Source organism: Bradyrhizobium liaoningense, from assembly GCF_018130785.1.
Classification (GTDB): domain Bacteria; phylum Pseudomonadota; class Alphaproteobacteria; order Rhizobiales; family Xanthobacteraceae; genus Bradyrhizobium; species Bradyrhizobium liaoningense_A.
The window spans coordinates 184,708-205,558 of sequence record NZ_JAFCJT010000009.1; the positions used below are offsets into that span (position 1 = coordinate 184,708).

Genomic DNA, 20,851 nt, shown 5'->3' on the forward strand with positions numbered 1-20,851 from the left:
AATACTGTTCAGGTTGCAAGCAGATTGAACGCAATGCGTACGGGCGAGCGAAAGCCACCCGTCGCGCTTGTCTTAGCGCTCGGTCAGCGCATTGTCCTGTCACGCTCATTCGATCGCCTTTACGCCCTAGACTTATCCTTCGGCCAACGATTCAATAATCCGGCAAGGCAGCCGGAGGCACCCAGAGACAGGTCTGCGTTATTGTAAAGACATTTCGGCGCGTCGCATTTCATCGGCAAACATAGAACTGAACCGCGCATCGCCGAAGATATCAATGGACCATCTGCTGAAGAAACCTCTTCGCGCGCTCGGTCTGCGGGGCGTCGAAGAAGCTGGACGGCTCGCTCGTTTCGACAACTTCGCCACGATCCATAAAGACGACGCGGTCAGCCATTCTGCGAGCGAAGCCCATTTCGTGGGTCACACAGATCATCGTCATTCCGTCAGAAGCAAGACCAACGATGGTATCCAGTACTTCCGAAACCATCTCAGGATCCAGCGCGGACGTTGGCTCGTCAAAAAGCATTATCTTGGGTCGCAAGCACAAAGCCCGGGCTATGGCCACTCTCTGCTGCTGACCGCCGGAAAGCTGCCCGGGATACTTGTCTGCCTGCTCGGGGATCCGGACCTTCCGCAAGAAGTGCATTGCAGTCTCGCCGGCCTCGTCGCGAGACACGCCCAGCACTTTCTGCGGCGCAAGCATGCAGTTCTCAATGATCGAAAGATGAGGAAAAAGATTAAAGCTCTGGAACACCATCCCCACTTCGCGTCTGATTGCGTGAATGTCCTTCAGGGTGTCCGTCAGCTCGGTCCCATTGACGACGATACGTCCTTCGTCATGATTCTCGATACGATTGATGCATCTGACCAGCGTGGATTTGCCTGATCCCGAAGGCCCGCAAATAACGACCCTCTCTCCCGTCGAGACAGACATCGAGACGCCGTTCAACGCGATATAGTTGCCATACCTTTTCGTAACGCAATCGAGTGAGATGATCTTGTTCGACAGCTCGCAATCATGCCTTGCGGTTTTCATATTTTGTTCCTGACAACTGATACCATTTCAGATTTGGACCGCACCGGCACCTAGCGTGTGGATGCGTAGAGCCCCGCTCGACGTTTGAGGATCGCGACGACCTGTGAAGCAGAAGAACAAATTGCCAGATAGACGACCGCGACAACGATGTACATTTCAACAATCCGGCCGTTCAGCTGCGCGAGCTTTGTTGCCGCTCCAACAAGGTCAGTCAGGGAAAGAACGTACACAAGCGACGTATCCTGAAAGAGGATGATGGTCTGGCTAAGAATGATGGGCGACACGACACGGGCGACCTGCGGCAGGATAACCGAGCGATATGATTGGCCGGTTGTCAGTGCCAGGGCCTGGGCTGCCTCGAACTGACCTCGGCTCAGCGAACGCAGCCCCACCTTTATGATCTCGGAATAATATGCAGCTTCAAATAGTCCAAACGTGATGAAAGCTGTCCACGTTGCGCCGATCGGAATCGGGCGACCACCTCCAGCCAGACGACCAAGGATCAGCGGAACCAGAAAGAAGAACCAGAATAGTACAAGGATCAGGGGGATTGACCGGATCACGGTGATGTAGGCCCTGACGAGACTGCCGAGAACCGGAATCTCGAAGTGTTGAATAAGCGCGAATATCGTCCCCAGGCAAATACCGGTGACAAACGCGAATGCCGTCAGGTACAGCGAGAACTTCAACCCTTCCCACAGGTATGGCAACGAGCTCGAGACGATAGCAAAATTGAGATCGTTCACGTTTGCACTCCTTCACGGCTTGCCTTGAAGGACATTGGAAGTCGCTTGCGCGCGCTCACCGCTGTGCTGGGTATCCGCGTTCGCGCATCAATCAGGTCCATCATGCGGTACGCCATAACGGCAAGTATCAGATACATGATCGTTGCACCGCCAAAGGCCGCGAACGTCTGGAACGTCGCTTCGCTGATCTGGCGCGACTGCGCTGTCAGTTCGAGCAGGCCGATCGTCAAGGCAACCGAAGTATTCTTGTAGATGCCCATCACTTCGCTTGTCAGGCTGGGAATGATCAGGCGCAACGCCTGAGGCAAAACGACAAACTGATACGCCTGAGTCCGGGATAGCCCGAGCGCCGCCGACGCTTCGCTTTGTCCGCGCGGGAGCGCCTCAATACCGGCCCTTACCTGTTCGGCCACACGCGAGGACGTATAAAGACCCAGGCATATCATCGCAGGAAAGAAGCTCCCCCACGGCTGCGGTAGTTGCTTTATCCATGTCCCTGCGGTCCGCGGAAGTAGTTCGGGAAGAACAAAGTACCAAAGGAACATTTGTACAAGCACCGGAATATTGCGAAACAGCTCGACGTACAGCCGGCTCAACGCGGCAATGGTCCTGCTGGATACGGTTCGGCCAACTCCAACGACCAGGCCCACTATGAAGGCAATCCCCCATGCAGAGACTGCAAGCGCCAAAGTCCAGCAGAGCCCCGATATCAGCCACTGAATGTAAAGCCGGCCGTCTGCGGCTGTTTCTGTGAGTACGTCAAACATCGACTCTCCTAGCTACGCATGATGAAGCGCTTCGAGGACGATGTCCTCACGAAGCTCTGCTGGCTGCAATTTCATCGAGGCTTGAGCGAAGCGCTTTTTCCAGGATATCGACCGCCTGATCAATTTCACCGCGAGATACAGTTAGGGGTGGAGCAATCCGCCAGACGGAACCGCGTTCGGGTCGGCGCCGGATGTTCATGCTGAGGCCATTTTCGAAGCACTTCTGGGAAGTCATTGCCCCGAGGTGATGCGCAGGAGTGCGGCTGGCTCGATCAGTTACCAACTCCACACCCAGCAAAAGTCCCAGACCCCTTATATCTCCGATAACCTCATAGCGCTGCCCGAGATCGTCGAGCCGGCTTCTCAGGTACCCCCCCATCTCGATTGCCCGCGCGACCAGATCCTGCTTTCGAATGACATCAAGTACAGCCAGACCGACCTCCGCCATGAGCGGGTCCGACACGTGGCTTGTATAGAACGCAAATTTCTTTGCGAAGAGATCGTCTTCGATTTCTGCGGTCGTGGACACGGCCGCGAGCGGCAAGCCGCCGCCGAGGGTCTTCGACATGGTCATTATGTCTGGCACAACATCGAAGTACTCAGACCCTGTCCTTGCGCCAATTCGGCCAAATGCCGTCTGGGCTTCATCGAAGATCAGGAGCATGCCGCGGTCATTGGCGGCTCTCCGCAGAGCGTGCATGAAGGACTTTGGCGGCACTAGCACGCCCCCTGCGCTGATCACTGGCTCGACGATGATCGCCGCCCCCCGCCCGGTGCTCTGCATATCGAACATCTTGAGCGCAAGCTCGAGATTGGCGAGAGCCGCCTCTTCTTCACTGGCTCCCGAAATATAAGGCCGGTAGGAATTCGGTTCAGGGATAATGAAAACGCCTGGGATTGGTACGCCATATCCCTTGCGATCGCTGGCCATCGAGACAGAGCTCGCGCCAGCGGTTATCCCGTGCCAGGACCCGCCGAGCGCAAGTATCTCGTAGCCCCCCGTGTACATCTTCGCCATTCGAAGAGCCACTTCGGTCGCCTCTGACCCGGTATTGACGAACACGCTTCGCTTGATTTCTCCGGGTAACCACTCTCTGGCAAGCGTCTGAGCCAGCTCGACAACCACCTCTGGAATCATGCCACTAAAGAAGTGAAACGCCTTCTTTCCAGCGCGATTGACTGCCTGCACGATTGCCGGATGGTTATGTCCGATAGTTGCGCACATCTGGCCGGACGTGAAGTCAAGGTATTCCCGCCCGTCGGAATCCCTGACGATTGTTCCGCTCGCCGATGTAAATAGCGCGGGGAAGACGTCGCCACCGTACCGGACGAGATATTCCTTCGAAGCATCCAACAATGACTGGTTCACTTGTTATCTCTTGATGTTGCCAGGTCTCCCCGCTGGATCTCGGGGGCCTCACCGCTTGGCGGACACAAGAGCTAGCTCGCGTTGACCGGCCACGCCAAATCAAACGGCTTGTCACCTGATAAACTCACTTGATGTGGTTCGGCCTTCGAAAACCTCGCTCGGTTGGGAGGCAATCCGTACACTTGCGTCAACAGGACTGTTGCTTCGCAGTGGCGCGATCGGCACACTCACCTGAACACTCAACCTCTGCGCGATTCATCCGCATACGTGAGCATGGACGCACTGCAACGGCGAGCTTAGGGAAATGCGCACGACCAAGCCTGTCGCGCTCTTTCAAAAGATGCACAACGCGCTGCAGATGTCCCATACATTCCAGCGATACGTCGATGGCCTGATGGAATGCCACGAGGAAGGACAGCTTCGACAAAGCATGGCTGATACAGCGGCGGCGCTGGACCTGTTCTGCTTTGCATATCTCGCCTTGCCGCGCCCCCATGCGGCGGCACCCGTTCTGATATCCAACTACCCGACCGCCTGGACATCTCACTACATTGCGATGGAGTACCAGCGCTCCGATCCCGTGATCATCCAGGCGCTCAGGGAGCCCAGTCCTTTCGAATGGGGACTCGGAGTTGGACCAACACAGAAAGCTCCACTTGCTCAACAGCTCTTCGAGGAGGCTGCCGGATTTGGCATCCGCTGCGGCTTCACGATCCCGGTCCACGATAGCGCAGGCGCAATCGCTGCAGTGACATTTGCGGCTGACACTCCACGACCCTCCTTCAAGCGCGCAATAGACAAACATGCTGACGTTTTGCAGTTAATGGCAATGTGCTTCCACGCACACGCCAGCCGACAGCTAACGTCAAAGCGCAATGTTGATGGTGTACTGCTGTCACCGCGGGAGCTGGAATGCCTTAAGTGGGCGGCCGAGGGCAAATCAGCATGGGAGACTGGCAGGATTATGGAAATATCCCGGCACACGGTGGCCTTCCATCTTGAGAATGCGAAAGCAAAGCTTGGGGTGCGATCCACGGTCCAGGCAGTCGTACGCGTTGCCAGGGCCAATCCGCAGGTATAGCCCCTTTCGGATTTCCGGGCACCTCCTTGCCTAAGGAGGCTGCAGACTCACAATTCCTTGCTTGAATGCTCCAGCGCTCATTGCGGTGGAGATTTTGATGATGCAGCTAATAACGCCAGACTTTTACGAAGCGTTTGCAGAAGAACTCTCCGAAATGTATCGCCTTCGATATCGGGTATTCGGGCAGCGATTGCAGTGGGACGTCCAGGTGCACGACGAAAAGGAAATCGATCAGTATGACGCCCTCCAACCCGTTTATCTCATTCAACGCGCGAATGATCATCGCATTCAGGGTTGTGTGAGGTTACTTCCTTCGACCGGACCGACAATGTTGCGCGACACATTTTCTATTTTGCTGGACGGACATTCCGTCAAGACGAGTTCCTCTGTCTGGGAAAGCAGCCGATTCGCGCTGGAGCTGGAAGCGGTTGCCCGAAGTACGGTTCACGGCCTGACGAACGCAACTTATGAGCTCTTTGCCGGAATGATCGAATTCGGGCTATCGCGACAGCTTACTGAGATTGTTACTGTTACGGATACCCGGGTCGAGCGCATTCTGCGCCGCGCCGGGTGGGCGCTTCGTCGGGTAGGTCATCCAAGGAAGCTTGGAAGTACGGAAGCGCTCGCCGGCTATCTTGAAGTCTCCACAGACTGTCTGAAGCGTGTGCGGGATGTTGGAAAGATCCGGTCGCCTGTACTTTGGGAGCCGGCGCTGAAAGCCGCGTAGACTGCTCGTTGCGCCAGATCCTTAACCATGGCCAGCACTGTTCGATCGAACAATGTCAGTTTGCACCATCTGCGCTCCGCCGTTGCCGCATCAGATTGCGGAAGCTTTCGTCGAGCGGCCGAACTCCTTGGAGTTCGGCATTCGGCCCTGAGCCGCTCTGTCAGCCAGTTTGAGTATCTGCTCGGAGTAACTCTCTTTGAACGCTCCACAAGTGGCGTCACGGCGACGCCTGCGGGGCGTGCTATCCTGCGTATGTCGCAGATGATCCTCGAGCAGGTGGACACCCTCGTCATCACCGGAAGGTCCAGCGGGCACGGTGAAGCCGGCCGCCTGTCGGTTGGTTTCTGTACCTCGGTTTCGGCCGGCAACCTGCGGGCAAGCCTGATCGAATTCAGACGACGGGCTCCGCTGGTCGAACTTGCTACCGTTGAGCGATCATGCGTTCGTTTGATGAACGCCCTGCGTAGCGGCACGATCGACATAGCCATTTTGCCTGGAGGCATTACGCCACCGGATCAGGAGAGTCTGCCAGTCTGGAGCGAGCGTATACTGATCCTGCTACCTGAGGATCATCCTCTGGCCACGCTGAACGTTGTCCACTGGACCGATCTTCGCAACGAAACGGTCCTGCTGAGTCAACATGATCCGGAAGATGACCTTGAAGACCTTTTGAATTCAAAGATCATGACACCTGAGGATCGACCCAAGGTCGAGCGGCACGACGTCAGCCGGGGTATCGTAAAAAGCCTTATCGGCATGGGCCTTGGAATAAGCCTTGTCATGGAATCCGACGTCGGGGCAACATTCGCTGGAATTGTTTATCGCGAGCTGTTGGACGGAACGGGCCCGAGCCGTCTCAGATTTCGTGTACATTGGCTGCCGGATAATGAAAATCCGGTTCTGAGGCGCTTTCTCGATCTGATCGCAGAATGTTACCCCTCTCCTTCCCGGGACAAAGATTGACGGGCACGCCGCAACTTCGCAAATGCTCGATCGGTTGCCATAAACCGCGCCAGCATCGGCGCAACGAGCTTTAAGGGATCTACTGATTGTCCGCTCTGGCGGGCCAGCACTTCTGCATATGCCAGAAGGTCACGATGCAGCGCCGCGGGAAGTTCGGCCATGACCTTGACCGGCTTGTCGTCTGGAACTGCCGCGATCCTGAGCTTGGGCATCCGGTTTCTATCCCCGATAGGGTTGGAGTACGAGATCGCGATTGACGATGACGCGGACTGGAAATCCAGGTCGAACCGTCAGCGTCGGTTGCATATTGAGGCTCCGTCGAACCACCTGCTGTCCGGTTTGGTTCAGTGAATCCGAAGCGCCATGTCGTAGTGCCTGAATGATTGAGCTTTCGTTGCTGTTCGTATCCGAACCAGCTCCCAGTTCCGTCCCGACGGCCAAAAACGTCGATAACGCGGCGGCCTTTAATAGTTCACCCCAGTGATTGTCGACCTGGTCCTCGAGACCTGCATACCCTGCGGTGTCGGCGCCAGGTTGCCGCTCGAGAACGATTGAACGTCCATTCGGCATGATCAACCGTGTCCAGACGAGCAACACACGGGACTGGCCAAATGTGACCTGGCTATCGTAGATCCCGATGAGACGCGCTCCCTGAGGCACAAGCAGAAAGCGGCCGGTCGGCGTATCAAAGACGTTCCCGGTGACCTGCGCAGTAATCTGGCCTGGCAGGTCCGATCGGATCCCTGTGATCAGGGCTCCCGGAATGACCGTCCCGGCCTGCACGACATACGGTGAAGCCGGTCTCGCGATGCGGTCGGGGCTGACCGTGCGACGGTCCACGGAGGCGTTGACGAAGGCAAGCTTGTGGTCCTGACCATTTTGCGCAGATCCATCGTCGCCAGTGCTCGCAGCATTCGCTGGCACGTCGCGGCCGCTGCCTGCGCCTACAGCCGCGGGCTGGCGCAATTCGCCTCCACTTGTCGAAGCGAACAGACGGCTGATGCGAGCCGCCTCGGTCTCCTGATCCCGGCGTTGCTGCTCCTGATCCACAGCCATCGTTGGCGACTGGCTCTGAGCGGCAAGGATTGGTCGGCCGAGGTCTCCGGGCAGCGGCGGGCCAAGCTGCGGGACTGGCTGGCGAGGAACGCCAGTATAGTCCTTTGGCAGAACTGCGATGCCGTCGGCGACATTGTGATGATCCGTACCGTAAAGCTCATCAGCCACCTGGTTTCGGGGCCAGTTGTTTTGCAGCGACCACAGCACCGCTCCGCAGACGACAAGCAGGGCAACCGCGCTCGCTCCGGTCAGGACCTTTCGCGACAACCGTGTCACGCGCGGATGCTCCGCTCTCAGGCGGAAGCTCCCGGCCTTGTCCTCTTGTGCAGCCGACGGGACGGACTGTTCGTGATCGGCACCATTCCCGCTGTTCATGACGACGGCCTCCCGTCGGTCCTGACGATCCTGACCTTCTGCTGGTGTTCGCCGCCGAGCCGGAGTTCGGCGGCTGCAAACAGCCGGTCGACGATCAATACGTTGCCCCAAGTGCGATAGTTGACGAGCTCGGTCTTGCCATCAGGACCGACCACAAAGATCGGCGGCATCTCGCCTTGCACGATGCCTTGCGGGAACTCGACATAGACCTTGCGCCCGTCATCGTATGCGGCGAGCGGCCGCCATGGAGGATTGTCCCCTTCGATGTTGTAGCGGGAGATGCGTTGCGCCGGATCCGGAAGAACAGGCTTCAGAGCGACTGAACGGGATCGGTCACGTACCGTTTCCGGATAGTACCAGGCAACAGACGGCATGTATGGCCGCTCGCGGGAGCGGAGCTCGATCAGATAGGTACGCCGGTCGGTATTAACGACGAGGTTGGTCTCGATTGATGCACGGGTCGGCTTGACCAGGATATGGACCCGTCGCGTATCGCCGCTTCCGCTCTCGGTATCCCCAACGACCCAACGTACGGTATCTCCGGCCGCGATAGGCCCCGATCCCGTCAGCTGCTCTCCTTCCTCGAGCGCGATATCGGTAATCTGTCCAGGTGCGGCGTAAATCTGATAGAGCGCTCCGGGGCTGTAGGCGTAGATTTGCGCTGCATTGAAATACCCTCTCCTGCGCGGCTCGACCCGGGCCGCGCTGTTTGCCGTCTCAACCCGGCTCACGGGTTCGGGTTCTTCCTTCCCGGCCAGCTTGCCGCCGAGAGTTGGTCTCCAGACCGGCGGGACGTGAAGCGGCCGCGACGTGTCGTCCAGAGCCGCTGGAGCCGCCGGCATCGGCGGGACCTCGGCGTCATAGCTGATCTCGGGCGGAATGTAGCTCGCACACCCACCGAGCGCCGAGGAACCGACCAGGAGCGCAAACAGAACTGCTCGCTTCGCGGCCACTAATTCAGGACAAGCCGGGCTGATTGCGTTGCGCGGAACGGGATGCTTCGAATGAACGGCGGACGGCGTCTTGGTCACTGACTCAACTCCTTTGACCAGTTGATGGCGCGGACATAGACGCCAAGGGGGTTCTTGCGCAGCCGTTCAGCATCGCGCGGCGTCTCGATCACGATCGTCAGGATCGCAGTCCAGCGTTCGGTGGAATTCAGCGAGCCGTTGTCGTAACTGCGTTGGGTCCACGCGACCCGAAAGCTTTCAGACGACGCACGAATGACGCTCGAGACGTCGACGGAGATTTGCGCCTTGCCCAGCCTGGCAAAGGGGTCATTGTTGCGCGCATAGTCGTTGAGCGCAGCAGCACCACGATCCGTCGTAAAATCATAGGCCCGGAGCCAGTTTTGGCGCAGAACGATGCCATCAGCCGGTAAGCCTCTGACATCCTCGATAAAGCGCGCCAGATGGTAGGCGATCTGCGCATCAGTGGGTTGATAGTCGATGTTGGCCGGCGCAACCCTTTGGGCCTGACCGAGATGGTCCACTTCAACCACCCACGGCGTGATCGAGCCTTGGCTCGATTGCCAAACGAGGCCACCCGCGAGACCGGCTGATAACATCAAGCAGCCGAACGCCATCAAGCGCCAGTTCCTGGCCTGCACGCGGGCAGATCCAATGCGTTCGTCCCAAACCTGCGCCGCCTTCTGGTAAGGCGTGATCGGCACGGGCATGCGCCCGTAATGTACGGAAGGTCGTTTGAACATCGATGGTTGCCCCTGAGATCAAGTGATCGTTTTCGAGTTGTTCGGAGTCCGCGTTTCCGTCGCCCACGCAGCGGCTGGCGAAGGCGCTGTGGCTAAGTGTCAGCGCTCTCCTTCGGACAAATCGACGGAAGAGCCGCTGCCACCGCGATCACCTGAGCGGACCGCGTGGCTGACTGCCGACGCACCATGGCGAACAGTCTCCGCACGCTTCATGCGCCGCGCCCAATCGGGCTGCCCTTCGGCCGAAGTGCTCGCGCCCCGCGTGCCGGCTTCCCCTCCTCCGCCGAGCGCAGCCGCTGCACGACGCAACGGGCTCATCGCAGCGGAAGCGCCGGCCTCCGCGACACCGACAAGGCCGCCGCTCCGATAGGCCGCTGATGCTCCGCTCAAGGCAGCGCCGCCACTACGCGCGGCGCCCGCGATCGCGCCCCCAGCGAGACCAGCACCGCCGGCGGCAAGACCCGCGCCCGCCGCAACAATACCGCCAGCAGCAAGGCCCGTTCCAATTACGGCGCCGCCGCCGAGTTGCGGTCCGCCTGACACAAGGCCGTTTGCGATACCCGGACCAAAGATGCCGAGCCCCAGCAAGGAGAGCGCCGCCAGCATCAGCGTCATCGCGTCTTCAATGGTCGGCTGATTGCCACCAAAGCCAGCGGTAAACTGCGAGAACAGGGTCGAACCAATGCCAACGATGACGGCCAGGACCAGGACCTTGATGCCGGATGATATGACGTTGCCCAGGACCCGCTCGGCCGCGAAAGCAGTCTTGCCGAACAGGCCGAAGGGAATGAGCACGAATCCGGCAAGCGTCGTGAGCTTGAATTCGATCAGGGTGACAAAGAGCTGGATCGCCAGAATGAAGAAGGCGAGCAACACCACGACCCAGGCGAACAGGAGAACGACGATCTGGACGAAATTCTCGAAGAAGCTGATGTAGCCCATCAGGTTGGAGATCGACTCGAGCAACGGTCGACCCGCGTCGAGACCAACTTGAGCGATCTTTCCAGGCCGCAGGAAATCGGCTGCGGAGAGGCCTGCCCCCGACGCTTTCAGTCCAAGGCCGGCGAAGCTTTCGAAGACGATGCGCGCCAGGCTATTCCAGTTACCGATGAGCCAGGCAAAAACGCCCACAAAAAGCGTCTTCTTGACGAGACGCGCGATGATGTCCTCGTCCGGCCCCCAGCTCCAGAACAACGCCGCCAGCGTGATGTCGATCGCCGCAAGGGTCGCCGCAAGATAGCCGACATCGCTACCGAGCAACCCGAAACCGTTGTCGATATAGCGCGTGAACGTTTCCAGGAACTGGTCGATGATCCCCGTACCCGTCATGGCTTGTTCGCTTCTGGTGTCACCGAATTCGGATATCCCTGCGGGATCCGGGATTGATCCTTTTGGACAGGTATCGAGCTGGTCGGGTCATTGCGGCCAAGAGTTACGACGCCGTCTTTCCTGCCAAGGAAGCGGCGCCGGTTTTCCGCCCAGATCTGCTGACAGTGGCGATAGCCCGCCGTCTCCTCGGGAGTGACGCCGCGGCAGTTTACGCGGTCGGCGTTGGCTGCATCGGTCTTCTGCTCGACCTTCGGCGTCGACCCGGACTCGTCTCGGCCACGCAGCTGAATCGTGCAGGCGGCGACGGCCACCAGGCCGATTGTCGCAAGCAGCGAGAGCGCCTTGAATGCCTTCAGGTCGCTCATCAGTGAAACATCTGCACGCTGGAGGATTGATAGCCCTGCCCCGGTGTCAGGAAGCGCCGAAGCTGTTCTCGCCCCTGATCCTGGGCGGAGGCGCGCTGAGCGGATTCAAGACCCTGCGCCCTGCCCTGTGCCGTGACGACAGCGGTGAGGTCGGCGAGCTGCTGCGCGTTCAGCGCGAGGATCTGATTGCCGGCCTGCGTTGCTTGCAGAGCGCCGCTAGCGCCTTGACTTGATGTTACAAGTGCGGAGGTCTGGATACGGTTGGTGTCGAGGTTTCCAACGATACCGGCCTGGACGCGAAGCGCGTCCTGCGTTGCCGAGTAGGTATTTTGCCAGCGTGATTGAGCGTTCGAAACCAGCAACTGGTTCGACTGGCTGCCGGTCGCCGGCGCGTAGCTGGTCGAAAAGGCACGATCGATCTGCTGCACGTCGTAGGCGATACGCTGGGCCTGGGCCAGCAATTGCTGGGTGCGCTGGATCGAGGATTGCAGTTGCTGTAATGACGAATACGGTAGGTTTGCCAGGTTCCTTGCCTGATTGATCAGCATCTGTGCCTCGTTCTGCAACGAGGTGATCTGATTGTTAATCTGCTGCAGTTCCCGCGCAGCAGTCAGAACATTCTGGACGTAGTTGTTGGGATCAAAGACGATCCACTGCGCCCGCGCGGGCGCCGTGACGCCAAGGAGCAGCGCCGTGGTGCCAACAGCCGCTAACAGGCTGAGACGCCTCATAGGGATTTCTCCAGATTGACGAGATTGGGGATCAGATCTGCCGCCCAGGCGACGCCACGTTGCTGGAGCCAGGCAGGCACGAAGCCCTCGGGTCCATGTTCGGCGATGAGCTGCGCGACGGCAGCCTGGTCTGTCCTGGAAGAGGCTGCGGCGAATGCGAGCGCAACCTCACCAAGGCCAAGTTCGAACATCCGGTTGCCGCGGCGAGACTGGCAATAGTAGTCGCGCTTTGGCGTTGCCCGGCTCAGAAGCTCGATCTGGCGATCATTGAGGCCGAAACGACGGTAGATGGCTGTGATCTGCGGTTCGATCGCCCGTTCGTTCGGCAGCAACAATCGCGTTGGACAGCTTTCGATGATAGCCGGCGCAATCGCTGAGCCATCAATGTCCGACAGCGACTGTGTGGCGAAGATGACGGACGCATTCTTCTTCCGGAGCGTCTTCAGCCATTCCCGGAGTTGCCCGGCAAAATCCTCGTCGTCCAGGGCAAGCCACCCCTCGTCCACGATCAGGAGTGTTGGCCGACCATCGAGGCGATCACCAATACGATGGAAGAGGTACGCCAGCACGGCCGGTGCCGCACCCGTTCCGATCAAACCTTCGGTCTCAAACGCCTGGACCGACGCCTCGCCAAGACGCTCGAATTCGGCATCCAGCAAGCGCCCGGAAGGTCCACCCAGGCAGTATGGTTGCAAGGCGCGCTTGAGGGAGTTCAGTTGAAGAAGGACTGACAGGCCCGTAAGGGTCCGTTCCTCCCTCGGCGCCGAAGCGAGAGATGTCAGTGCCGACCACAAATGATCCTTGACCTCCGGAGTGATCTCGATCTTTTCCCGAGCAAGGATCGCGCAGATCCATTCCGTCGCCCACCCTCGCTCGGAAGGATCGTCGATCCAGGCCAGCGGCTGCAGAGCGACCGGGTTTTCGTCCCCGTCGGACAGTGCCCCACCGAGATCATGCCAGTCGCCACCCATAGCGAGGGCGGCCGCTCGGATCGAACCACCGAAGTCAAACGCAAAGACCTGAGAGTTCGGATAACGCCTGAACTGTAGCGCCATCAACGCGAGCAGCACTGACTTGCCAGCGCCCGTCGGTCCCACCACAAGGGTATGGCCAACGTCGCCGACATGGAGCGAGAATCGGAAAGGCGTCGATCCCTCGGTTTTGCCGAATAGAAGCGGTGGCCCTTTGAAATGCAGATCCCTCGCCTCGCCGGCCCAGACGGCCGACATCGGAATCATATGGGCGAGGTTGAGGGTCGAAACCGGAGGCTGCCGCACATTGGCGTAGACGTGCCCGGGCAAACTGCCGAGCCAGGCTTCGACAGCGTTCACGGTCTCGATCATGCAGGTGAAGTCGCGCCCCTGAATAACCTTCTCGACCAGTCTCAGCTTTTCATCGGCAGCACTGGGATCACGATCCCAGACGGCAATGGTTGCCGTGACAAAGGCTTGTCCGATCTGATCGGACCCCAGCTCCTGCAACGCAGCGTCGGCATCAAGCGCCTTGTTGTGGGCGTCGGTGTCGAGCAGTATCGACGCCTCGTTCGTCATGACTTCCTTGAGAATGGCGCCAATCGACTTTCGTTTGGCAAACCACTGCCGCCGAATCCTGGTCAGCAGCTTGGTGGCGTCGGTCTTGTCGAGCATGATTGCGCGCGTCGACCAGCGATACGAGAATGCCAGACGATTCAGATCGTCCAGGATCCCCGGGGTCGTGGCGCCCGGAAAGCCGACAATCGTCAGGACCCGAATATTGGCTGAGCCCAGCATCGGCTCTAGCCCGCCGGTCAACGGCTGGTCTGCCAACAGCGCATCGATGTACATGGGAATTTCGGGCACACGAACGCGATGACGGTTGGTCGAGATCGTCGAGTGCAGGTAGGTCAGCGTGTCCTGATCATCGAGCCAGCTGCATTCCGGCATGAACCCTTCGACGAGTTGCAGCACGCGGCTGGTTTGATCGACAAACCTGCGGAGCACCTCGCGCGCGTCTGCGCCAACAGTCCGATCGTGGCCCTCATAGAGCAGGCGCTCTGCCCTCGCAGCGCCCTCTTCCGACGGCAGATAGAGGAAGGTCAAGAAGTAGCTGGACTCGTAGTGGGCATCCGCCTCTTCGAACTGAGCCCTGCGTTCCGCGTCGACCAGCGCGGACGCGACGTCCGGAAAGGAGTTAGGCGGGTATACCCCCGCAGAGTGACGCTGCGCCTCAACGAACACGGCCCAGCCGGATCCCAGGCGACGCACGGCGTTGTTCAGACGGCCGGCGACGGCGACAAGTTCAGCCGGCACCGCGCTGTCGAGGTCAGGTCCCCGGAACTTTGCTGTCCGTTGGAACGAGCCATCCTTGTTCAGGATAATTCCGTCGTCGACGAGGGCTGCCCAAGGCAGAAAGTCAGCAAGACGGGCGTCGGAATGGCGATATTCGGCAAGGTTCATCATGACCGAGAACTCAGAGATTGAGATGACCGGGAATGCGCAGATGTCGGCGCACCACATCGACAAAGGCGGGATCGCGCCTGGCGGCCCAGACAGCAGCCATGTGGCCGATGAACCAGAGGACAAGACCCGCAATCCAGAGCCGGAGTCCAAGCCCCAGGGCTGCCGCGAGCGTGCCGTTGACGATCGCAACCGATCGCGGCGCGCCGCCCATCAGAATTGGCTCAGTGAGCGCGCGGTGAACGGGCACGACAAAGCCTGTGACCGGTTCATCCATCAGATCACCACGCCGCCGCCGAAGGAGAAGAACGACAGGAAGAAGCTCGAGGCGGCAAATGCGATCGACAGGCCGAAGACGATCTGGATCAGCCTGCGGAAACCACCCGACGAGTCCCCGAACGCGAGCGTGAGCCCGGTCACGACGATGATGATGACGGCGATGATCTTGGCGACCGGCCCCTCCACCGACTGCAAGATCTGATTGAGTGGCTGCTCCCACGGCATGTTCGAGCCAGCCGCCCATGCCGGCACCGACACCAAAAGAACCGCGCCGGAGCCGACTAGCGATGCGGTATGTCGAAGAAGGTGAAATTGCTGACTCATGTCAGTCTCCTGCTGATGAAAGGTTGTAATCGCCGGCGGCCCCAAGCCCGGTGACGATGGCGAGCTCAGCGAGGCGACGGTCGGCGCCGCGTCCCGCAAGCACAGCAACGAGGTTGATGGTCTCCGCGATCAGGGCGCGTGGAACCGTGATGACGGCTTCCTGGATGAGTTGCTCGAGCCGCCGTAGCGCTCCAAGCGCACTACCCGCGTGAATGGTCCCAATGCCGCCGGGGTGACCTGTGCCCCAGGCCTTGAGCAGATCGAGTGCTTCGGCACCGCGAACTTCGCCGACCGGAATGCGGTCAGGACGCAATCGCAGCGAGGAGCGAACGAGATCCGATAGAGTCGCCACGCCATCTTTAGTCCGCAAAGCTACGAGATTTGGCGCCTTGCACTGAAGTTCGCGCGTATCTTCGATCAACACGACCCGATCGGCGGTCTTTGCCACCTCGGCCAGGAGCGCATTCGTCAATGTTGTCTTGCCAGTCGATGTCCCGCCGGCGACGAGTATGTTCTTGCGAGCGGCGACCGCGCCCTTCAGGGTCCTGGCCTGCTCCGGGGTCATGATCCCCCTTGTGACGTAGTCGTCGAGCGTAAACACCGCGACCGCAGGCTTGCGGATAGCGAAAGCAGGAGCGGTAACGACCGGAGGCAACAGGCCTTCGAAACGCTCGCCAGTGCCAGGCAATTCGGCCGAAACGCGTGGCGCGCCGGCATGCACCTCGGCGCCTACGTGATGAGCTACCACCCGAACAATGCGCTCACCATCGGCCGCGGACAGAGTTTCGCCTGTGTCGAGCAAGCCGGTTGTCAAACGGTCGATCCACAGGCGCCCATCCGGATTGAGCATCACCTCGATGACAGATTCATCTTCGAGGTGGTACGAGATTGCCGTACCCAGCGCGCTACGCAGCATACGTGCGCCTCGCAGCGCTGCCTCTGACTGAATTGACTGAATTGTCACCGCCGCCCCCTTCCATGAGGGCGCCTCAAGTCCGCCCTCAAGTGGGACGATCAAAAAGCCATCATGTGGCTTAGGGCAACAAGCAGTTTCCGCGATCGCAGACCAGCGTAGAAAAGAAGGCAACCGGCGAGATTGCTACACTTACAGAGTGATCGCCAGGTCGTTAGCTCTGGCCAAATTGATGGCTGCCAAACCGCCAGCTTTCTCCTATGGTGTCACTGACGAAATCGCCCGCTCCATTCCACCGATAAAGTTGGGAAGCTCAGGAGAAGGTTACGCATCCGATCGAAGCGGGCGCCAGTAAGGTACGCACCAGCGAACGACAACCCCATTGATGAACAACACAATTTATGATTGATTACAAACTACCCGGTTGATAACGATTTATCACAACGAATTTCCTCGGCTATTCTTCCAAGTTATTCTTCCGGCGCGACATTCGTGCGCGGCTTGGTGGCGTGCCTACCGGCTTGCCCTGCAAGAGCTTCCAAGTCGGAGCTTGTCTCCTCAGTTGGGATCAGGTGATTTATGCGGGTTATTCAGCTGCTCACTCTGCTCGGCGCCCTCCTTTTTTCGCAATACGGTGTTTCGTCGGTTTCAGCGGCAAAGCCTACTCGACTATGTTGGCTAAAGTCGGTCGCCAGGGTCGACGATCTGGTAGAGGTACGGACACCTTCCGCTCGAGATGTTCGATCCGGAGACTCAATCAAGATTGAATGGCGGCTCAAGAGCGCCCCGGCGGCTCGTTGTCAGAATCCCATGTATATCGTGCTGACCACTCCGGTCCGGACCAGGTTCGGTGGAGACGGGTTCTTTGTGCTGCCTCCTGGTATCACAGGTCCATTTCAACTCGACGATGCAAAGGACCTCACCCGCCTTTTTATACCGCTTCACGTCGGTAAAGATACGCAGGAGGGCCAACTCACGGTTCGCGTGTTTGACGTCGGCACTGTCGAACTCGGCCTAGCTCTAATCGAGATACCTAAGGCCAAGGCCGCTTCGCGGATTCTGGCCGATTTCGCAACCAAGGACGCGACAATCGTGCGCGGCGAGCCCCTGAAGTTCAACTTGAGGCCCGGTGTTCCCGCCCTGTCTATTCGCGATCATTATTCCATCGATAGTCCGCAACGACGACTCCTATCGAACTCCGGTGAGTTCGAGCTTCAGGATTTCGGCCGCCATTATCGGGTGCTCGATCGATCGACCAGCGCCCTTTTGGTCGAGCGTGACGGCCATTCACCAAACTTCTCCCCTACTTCCCGTTTCGTGGCGGCCTACACCAGAGCCAATCATGTCGTTGAAATTGTCGACCTGTACGCCGGTCAGCTCGCCACGCAGATCGGAGCTGGCAACCGGAATGGTGACTATTCTACGATCTTTGAGGTCGCCTGGGGAGCCAACGATGCGTTCGTAATGGCCGGCATGGAAAGCTATGGTCTGGGCGAATTTGCGCAAACGTACATTGACCGGCCATCCTTCCCCTTCGACTCGGGAAGCTTGCCCGATTTCACCTGGTACTCAACAGCCTTTGTAGTCAGCCTTGAGAATGCGGCCTTCAACTATTTCAGAGTTCGCGCCCCGACCAGAGAGGACCGATGCTTCTCGCTGGATTCTCTCGCTTCCCTACTTTTTGCGGTCGAAGGCGGCACTGTCCGGTTAGGTCTTGACAGCCCGGAAGCTGAAGCGAAGAGCGACGCGGCCGAAGCTCGCATTGCGCAAATCGTCTCGCGAAATCCGAACCATGTGCCGGTCGATAGATGCGAGCCGAAGCGTATTGAAACCGGAGGCAATTGGGACCTCCTGGGCAGGGCGAAGCTAAGTCATTCCGTCGATCTCGGAACGTTCCCTCTGCTCAAATCGAGAGCCCGTGGTCAAGATGCAGTGTTGGTCAAGCACCAGCAGATCTCAGACAAGAGAGAGCCCGATCGCTCTTCCGCACCTCTTGTCGTGCGAGGAACAGAAGATCGAACCGTTCTGATGGGGGGCATTCCAGTCAGTAAAGGCGATGCGACTGCCCGAATATCCACTCTGTTGAAGTCCTACGGCATTTCCGTCGAGGAATCGAGGCCAGGCCGCGAATTTGATTTCGGTTTGGATGTCGAGAGTGAAGACGAAGTCCGTTCGCGACGTCTGCAAGAATGGAAGCGTGAATTCATATCTGCAAGCCCAGCGGCGGAGAAGATACTCTCAGATGAGAACTGTGATTTTGAGTCCACACAGCTCTTCTTACCAAATGTCGTTACCGTTTGGCGCTGGGACGTGAGAGGTAGACCGATTTGGCTCATATATTCGCATTGCACGGCTAGAAACTCAGGAAATGCCGGCCTCGGAACCCTGTCGCTGCTTCTGCCCGAAGAATCCCCACGAATTCGAAAGCTTGCCGATCTAAACGAGCCTCGAACTCTCGTCGCCGCATTGTTCTCTGACCGATATATCGCCGTGAGCGGGCCGGACCGTCATGCATTTTTCGTTGATTTGACCGCCCCTGACAAACTTACGAACTTCGCGGACATTCAGGGCGGTGACATCATAAGAAAGTTCGCGATTTCGACCGACCATAGATGGCTGTTGAGCGTAAGCGAAAATGGGATGTTCGCGATAAATGCAACTAGCGGAGAGCAGAAACGTCTGCTTGGCAGATACGTAGACGATGAACTCGTGATCTACACTCAGGATGGATACTATGATTCCACACGAGAGGGTGACAGCTTCGTCTACATGAAATTCCCGGGGCTTCCTGGCTACTACTCATTGCGCCAGATGCGCTCTGCGCTCAGGCGTCCGGACATTATCGAGAGCCTTCTCAAGGATGATCAATTTCAGACTGCCCCGATAAGGTTGATCTCTCCACCCCGACTCGCGGCAGAACTCCTGAATCGATCCAGCGAGAGGGTGACGTTGAAGGTTAAAGCTGTCGCCGACAGCTCGCTCTCTAAAGTGACAATCTACCGGGACGGCAACACGATTACTCAGCTGGACGGAGTTGGTCCGGCCGTTGAGCAGGTTGTAGACGTCCCTATCCTACCAAATACTCGATGGCTAACCCTCCAGGCAAAGGACATCTCGGGGTTTGAAAGTAACTTGCTTACCGTCCAAGTCGAAGGCACTCGAAGCAATGGAACGCTCTATGCCGTTTCGGTGGGCACTGACATTTACGCCGACCACTCGATCTCTCGCCTCAATTTTGCTGTGTCGGACGCCCGAAAATTCCTGAGTGCGACGGAGTCCGCTGGACGTCGCTATTATAGAAGGGTCGACGCAAAGCCAGTACTTGCCAACGCAGGAACAATGCGGGCCGACGTGCTACGCATCGTTCGCTCAGTGGTAAGCGAAGCGTCGTCCCAGGACACGGTCATGCTGTTCTTCGCAGGACACGGGATACGCGACGCGGCCGGCACATTCTACCTGGCGGCTTCGAGGACGAATCTCTCCGATCCAGCAGAAGAGTCACTATCCTGGAAGGAACTGAGCAGTGCCCTCGTGGGAATCCGCGCGCGAGTAGTCGTTTTTATCGATGCTTGTCATTCCGGAGCTATTAGCGAATTCGTTTCCAATGACGCATCGGTCGATGCGTTTCTTCAAGCGGACGTTCCATTGACGATAGTCGCCGCATCGAAAGGGCGGCAGTTCAGCAAGGAAGGTACGGACTACGGTGGTGGGGTATTCACCAGCGCTCTTACTAGGCTCATCACGGACGGCGCGCGATCGACGGATCTGAACTCAAATGGCGTCGTTGAGCTGTCTGAGCTTTACGGAGCTCTCAAGCGAGATGTATCCAGCAAGACCAATGGCGAGCAAACTCCTTGGATCGCACGAAATCAGATGGTCGGAGAGATTCCCCTATTCTAGACACGCACTCAGGATCGCGCGCAGCCACGCAGCCGATCAGATTGTAAGCGACAACAAAGACGACGTGGGGGCACCCGTCGTCTGTTCATTTAAGGTCTCTTGCGCGCGGGACTAGGGAGCAAAGACCGCCGGGTTCTTTTTCCACTCTGCCCAAGTAATGCGAGGATCTTCTGGCCACTTTGCCAAGATACGCTTCTCTCCCGCGGCTTTAAGCGCTGCATTCCCATCCCAAGCTGATTGACCGAAGCGACGAACGGCTTGATAAATTGCTGTCACGGTCACTTTATCAATTTTGAAATCGATCATGGATAGCCGGATCACTTCGTCGCATTCCTCGCGTGGTCGGTTCTGTGTCCAGTAGAGGTAATCGTGCAAAATGGCTGGATACGTATAGTCCCCGTCCGGTCGCAACAAGGAATAAAAGGCGCGCGGTATGCTCGCAAAATCTGTGACAAACCCTGTCGGCACGTCAACCCGTGCAATGGACGAGGTTCCGGCTTCGGGGTACCATGCGATTGGCTTCAGAAGTGCCCACATCGGTTCCTTAAAGCGGTATACATACAATCCGCCCACCGGGTCGCGCGCGCGTACGCCCGTCCAAGCGTCCATCCATTCCGCCATCGAATTTGACTTCTTTCTCGGAGCGGGAGCCGCCACTGCCGTCAGCGAGGTTGACATTGGCGACAACACCGCGACGCTGAGTCCCGACTGAAACAAGAATGTCCTGCGATCAATATTCATCCC

General features: G+C 58.4%; 20 protein-coding genes. 4 read left to right on the forward strand and 16 right to left on the reverse strand.

All coding sequences use genetic code 11. The features are described 5' to 3' along the window. Positions 1 to 271 precede the first annotated feature (271 nt). Genes JQ627_RS20410 through JQ627_RS20425 form a run of 4 tightly spaced genes read right to left on the reverse strand, consistent with a single transcriptional unit; the run spans position 272 to position 3,918 of the window. Positions 272 to 1,036 carry an amino acid ABC transporter ATP-binding protein gene (locus JQ627_RS20410; RefSeq protein ID WP_249143216.1) on the reverse strand — a complete coding sequence of 255 codons (765 nt, stop codon included), beginning with the start codon at positions 1,034 to 1,036 and terminating at the stop codon, positions 272 to 274. Positions 1,037 to 1,086: 50 nt separating this feature from the next. After that, complete coding sequence (locus JQ627_RS20415) at positions 1,087 to 1,782, reverse strand: amino acid ABC transporter permease (RefSeq protein WP_212485938.1); 696 nt, start codon at positions 1,780 to 1,782, stop codon at positions 1,087 to 1,089. Beyond that, positions 1,779 to 2,549, reverse strand: coding sequence for an amino acid ABC transporter permease (locus JQ627_RS20420; RefSeq protein ID WP_212485939.1), 771 nt, complete (start codon positions 2,547 to 2,549; stop codon positions 1,779 to 1,781). The genes JQ627_RS20415 and JQ627_RS20420 overlap by 4 nt, the downstream gene beginning before the upstream one ends. A gap of 46 nt (positions 2,550 to 2,595) precedes the next feature. Further along, positions 2,596 to 3,918, reverse strand: a complete 1,323-nt coding sequence (locus JQ627_RS20425) for an aspartate aminotransferase family protein (protein WP_212485940.1) — start codon at positions 3,916 to 3,918, stop codon at positions 2,596 to 2,598. 304 nt (positions 3,919 to 4,222) lie between these two features. On the opposite strand from JQ627_RS20425, the gene JQ627_RS20430 reads away from it, so the two are divergent. The 3 genes from JQ627_RS20430 (at position 4,223) to JQ627_RS20440 (ending at position 6,689) form a co-directional block, all read left to right on the forward strand. Beyond that, on the forward strand, positions 4,223 to 4,999 hold the full coding sequence (locus JQ627_RS20430; RefSeq protein ID WP_249143217.1) for a LuxR family transcriptional regulator: 777 nt from the start codon (positions 4,223 to 4,225) through the stop codon (positions 4,997 to 4,999). Positions 5,000 to 5,096: 97 nt separating this feature from the next. Then, complete coding sequence (locus tag JQ627_RS20435; RefSeq protein ID WP_212485941.1) at positions 5,097 to 5,726, forward strand: acyl-homoserine-lactone synthase; 630 nt, start codon at positions 5,097 to 5,099, stop codon at positions 5,724 to 5,726. A 27-nt stretch (positions 5,727 to 5,753) separates the two neighbouring features. Next, the gene (locus JQ627_RS20440; RefSeq protein WP_212485942.1) at positions 5,754 to 6,689 is read left to right on the forward strand and encodes a LysR family transcriptional regulator; all 936 of its coding nucleotides are present in this window, start codon (positions 5,754 to 5,756) and stop codon (positions 6,687 to 6,689) included. Here the strand turns inward: JQ627_RS20440 and JQ627_RS20445 are convergent. The 11 genes from JQ627_RS20445 to trbB form a co-directional block, all read right to left on the reverse strand. Further along, the gene (locus JQ627_RS20445; protein WP_212485943.1) at positions 6,659 to 6,901 is read right to left on the reverse strand and encodes a DUF2274 domain-containing protein; all 243 of its coding nucleotides are present in this window, start codon (positions 6,899 to 6,901) and stop codon (positions 6,659 to 6,661) included. The two genes, JQ627_RS20440 and JQ627_RS20445, sit on opposite strands and share 31 nt — an antisense overlap. Positions 6,902 to 6,908: 7 nt before the next feature. Beyond that, a complete protein-coding gene (locus JQ627_RS20450; protein WP_212485944.1) occupies positions 6,909 to 8,120 on the reverse strand; it encodes a TrbI/VirB10 family protein in 1,212 nt (403 codons plus the stop codon). Beyond that, positions 8,117 to 9,151, reverse strand: a complete 1,035-nt coding sequence (trbG, locus tag JQ627_RS20455; RefSeq protein ID WP_212485945.1) for a P-type conjugative transfer protein TrbG — start codon at positions 9,149 to 9,151, stop codon at positions 8,117 to 8,119. The genes JQ627_RS20450 and trbG overlap by 4 nt, the downstream gene beginning before the upstream one ends. After that, complete coding sequence (gene trbF / locus JQ627_RS20460; RefSeq protein WP_212485946.1) at positions 9,148 to 9,831, reverse strand: conjugal transfer protein TrbF; 684 nt, start codon at positions 9,829 to 9,831, stop codon at positions 9,148 to 9,150. The genes trbG and trbF overlap by 4 nt, the downstream gene beginning before the upstream one ends. Positions 9,832 to 9,930: 99 nt before the next feature. Next, positions 9,931 to 11,160: a P-type conjugative transfer protein TrbL gene (gene trbL, locus JQ627_RS20465; RefSeq protein ID WP_212485947.1), complete on the reverse strand. Its 1,230-nt coding sequence runs from the start codon at positions 11,158 to 11,160 to the stop codon at positions 9,931 to 9,933. Next, a complete protein-coding gene (trbK-alt, locus tag JQ627_RS20470) occupies positions 11,157 to 11,525 on the reverse strand; it encodes a putative entry exclusion protein TrbK-alt (RefSeq protein ID WP_212485948.1) in 369 nt (122 codons plus the stop codon). The genes trbL and trbK-alt overlap by 4 nt, the downstream gene beginning before the upstream one ends. Next, complete coding sequence (gene trbJ, locus JQ627_RS20475) at positions 11,525 to 12,256, reverse strand: P-type conjugative transfer protein TrbJ (protein ID WP_212485949.1); 732 nt, start codon at positions 12,254 to 12,256, stop codon at positions 11,525 to 11,527. The genes trbK-alt and trbJ overlap by 1 nt, the downstream gene beginning before the upstream one ends. Next, positions 12,253 to 14,694 (reverse strand): conjugal transfer protein TrbE, encoded by a 2,442-nt coding sequence (gene trbE, locus JQ627_RS20480; RefSeq protein WP_212485950.1) that lies wholly within the window; start codon positions 14,692 to 14,694, stop codon positions 12,253 to 12,255. Before trbE ends, trbJ begins: the two co-directional genes overlap by 4 nt. Before the next feature lie 10 nt (positions 14,695 to 14,704). Beyond that, entirely contained in the window at positions 14,705 to 14,968 is a 264-nt protein-coding gene (locus JQ627_RS20485; RefSeq protein ID WP_212485951.1) for a VirB3 family type IV secretion system protein, read from the reverse strand. Continuing rightward, positions 14,968 to 15,294, reverse strand: a complete 327-nt coding sequence (locus tag JQ627_RS20490) for a TrbC/VirB2 family protein (RefSeq protein ID WP_212485952.1) — start codon at positions 15,292 to 15,294, stop codon at positions 14,968 to 14,970. Before JQ627_RS20490 ends, JQ627_RS20485 begins: the two co-directional genes overlap by 1 nt. Before the next feature lies 1 nt (position 15,295). After that, a complete protein-coding gene (gene trbB / locus JQ627_RS20495) occupies positions 15,296 to 16,210 on the reverse strand; it encodes a P-type conjugative transfer ATPase TrbB (RefSeq protein ID WP_212485953.1) in 915 nt (304 codons plus the stop codon). 807 nt (positions 16,211 to 17,017) lie between these two features. On the opposite strand from trbB, the gene JQ627_RS20500 reads away from it, so the two are divergent. Further along, entirely contained in the window at positions 17,018 to 20,107 is a 3,090-nt protein-coding gene (locus JQ627_RS20500) for a caspase family protein (protein WP_212485954.1), read from the forward strand. Positions 20,108 to 20,218: 111 nt separating this feature from the next. Here JQ627_RS20500 and JQ627_RS20505 read toward each other — a convergent pair whose 3' ends face one another. Continuing rightward, a complete protein-coding gene (locus tag JQ627_RS20505) occupies positions 20,219 to 20,848 on the reverse strand; it encodes a DUF1353 domain-containing protein (RefSeq protein ID WP_212485955.1) in 630 nt (209 codons plus the stop codon). Positions 20,849 to 20,851: the final 3 nt, after the last annotated feature.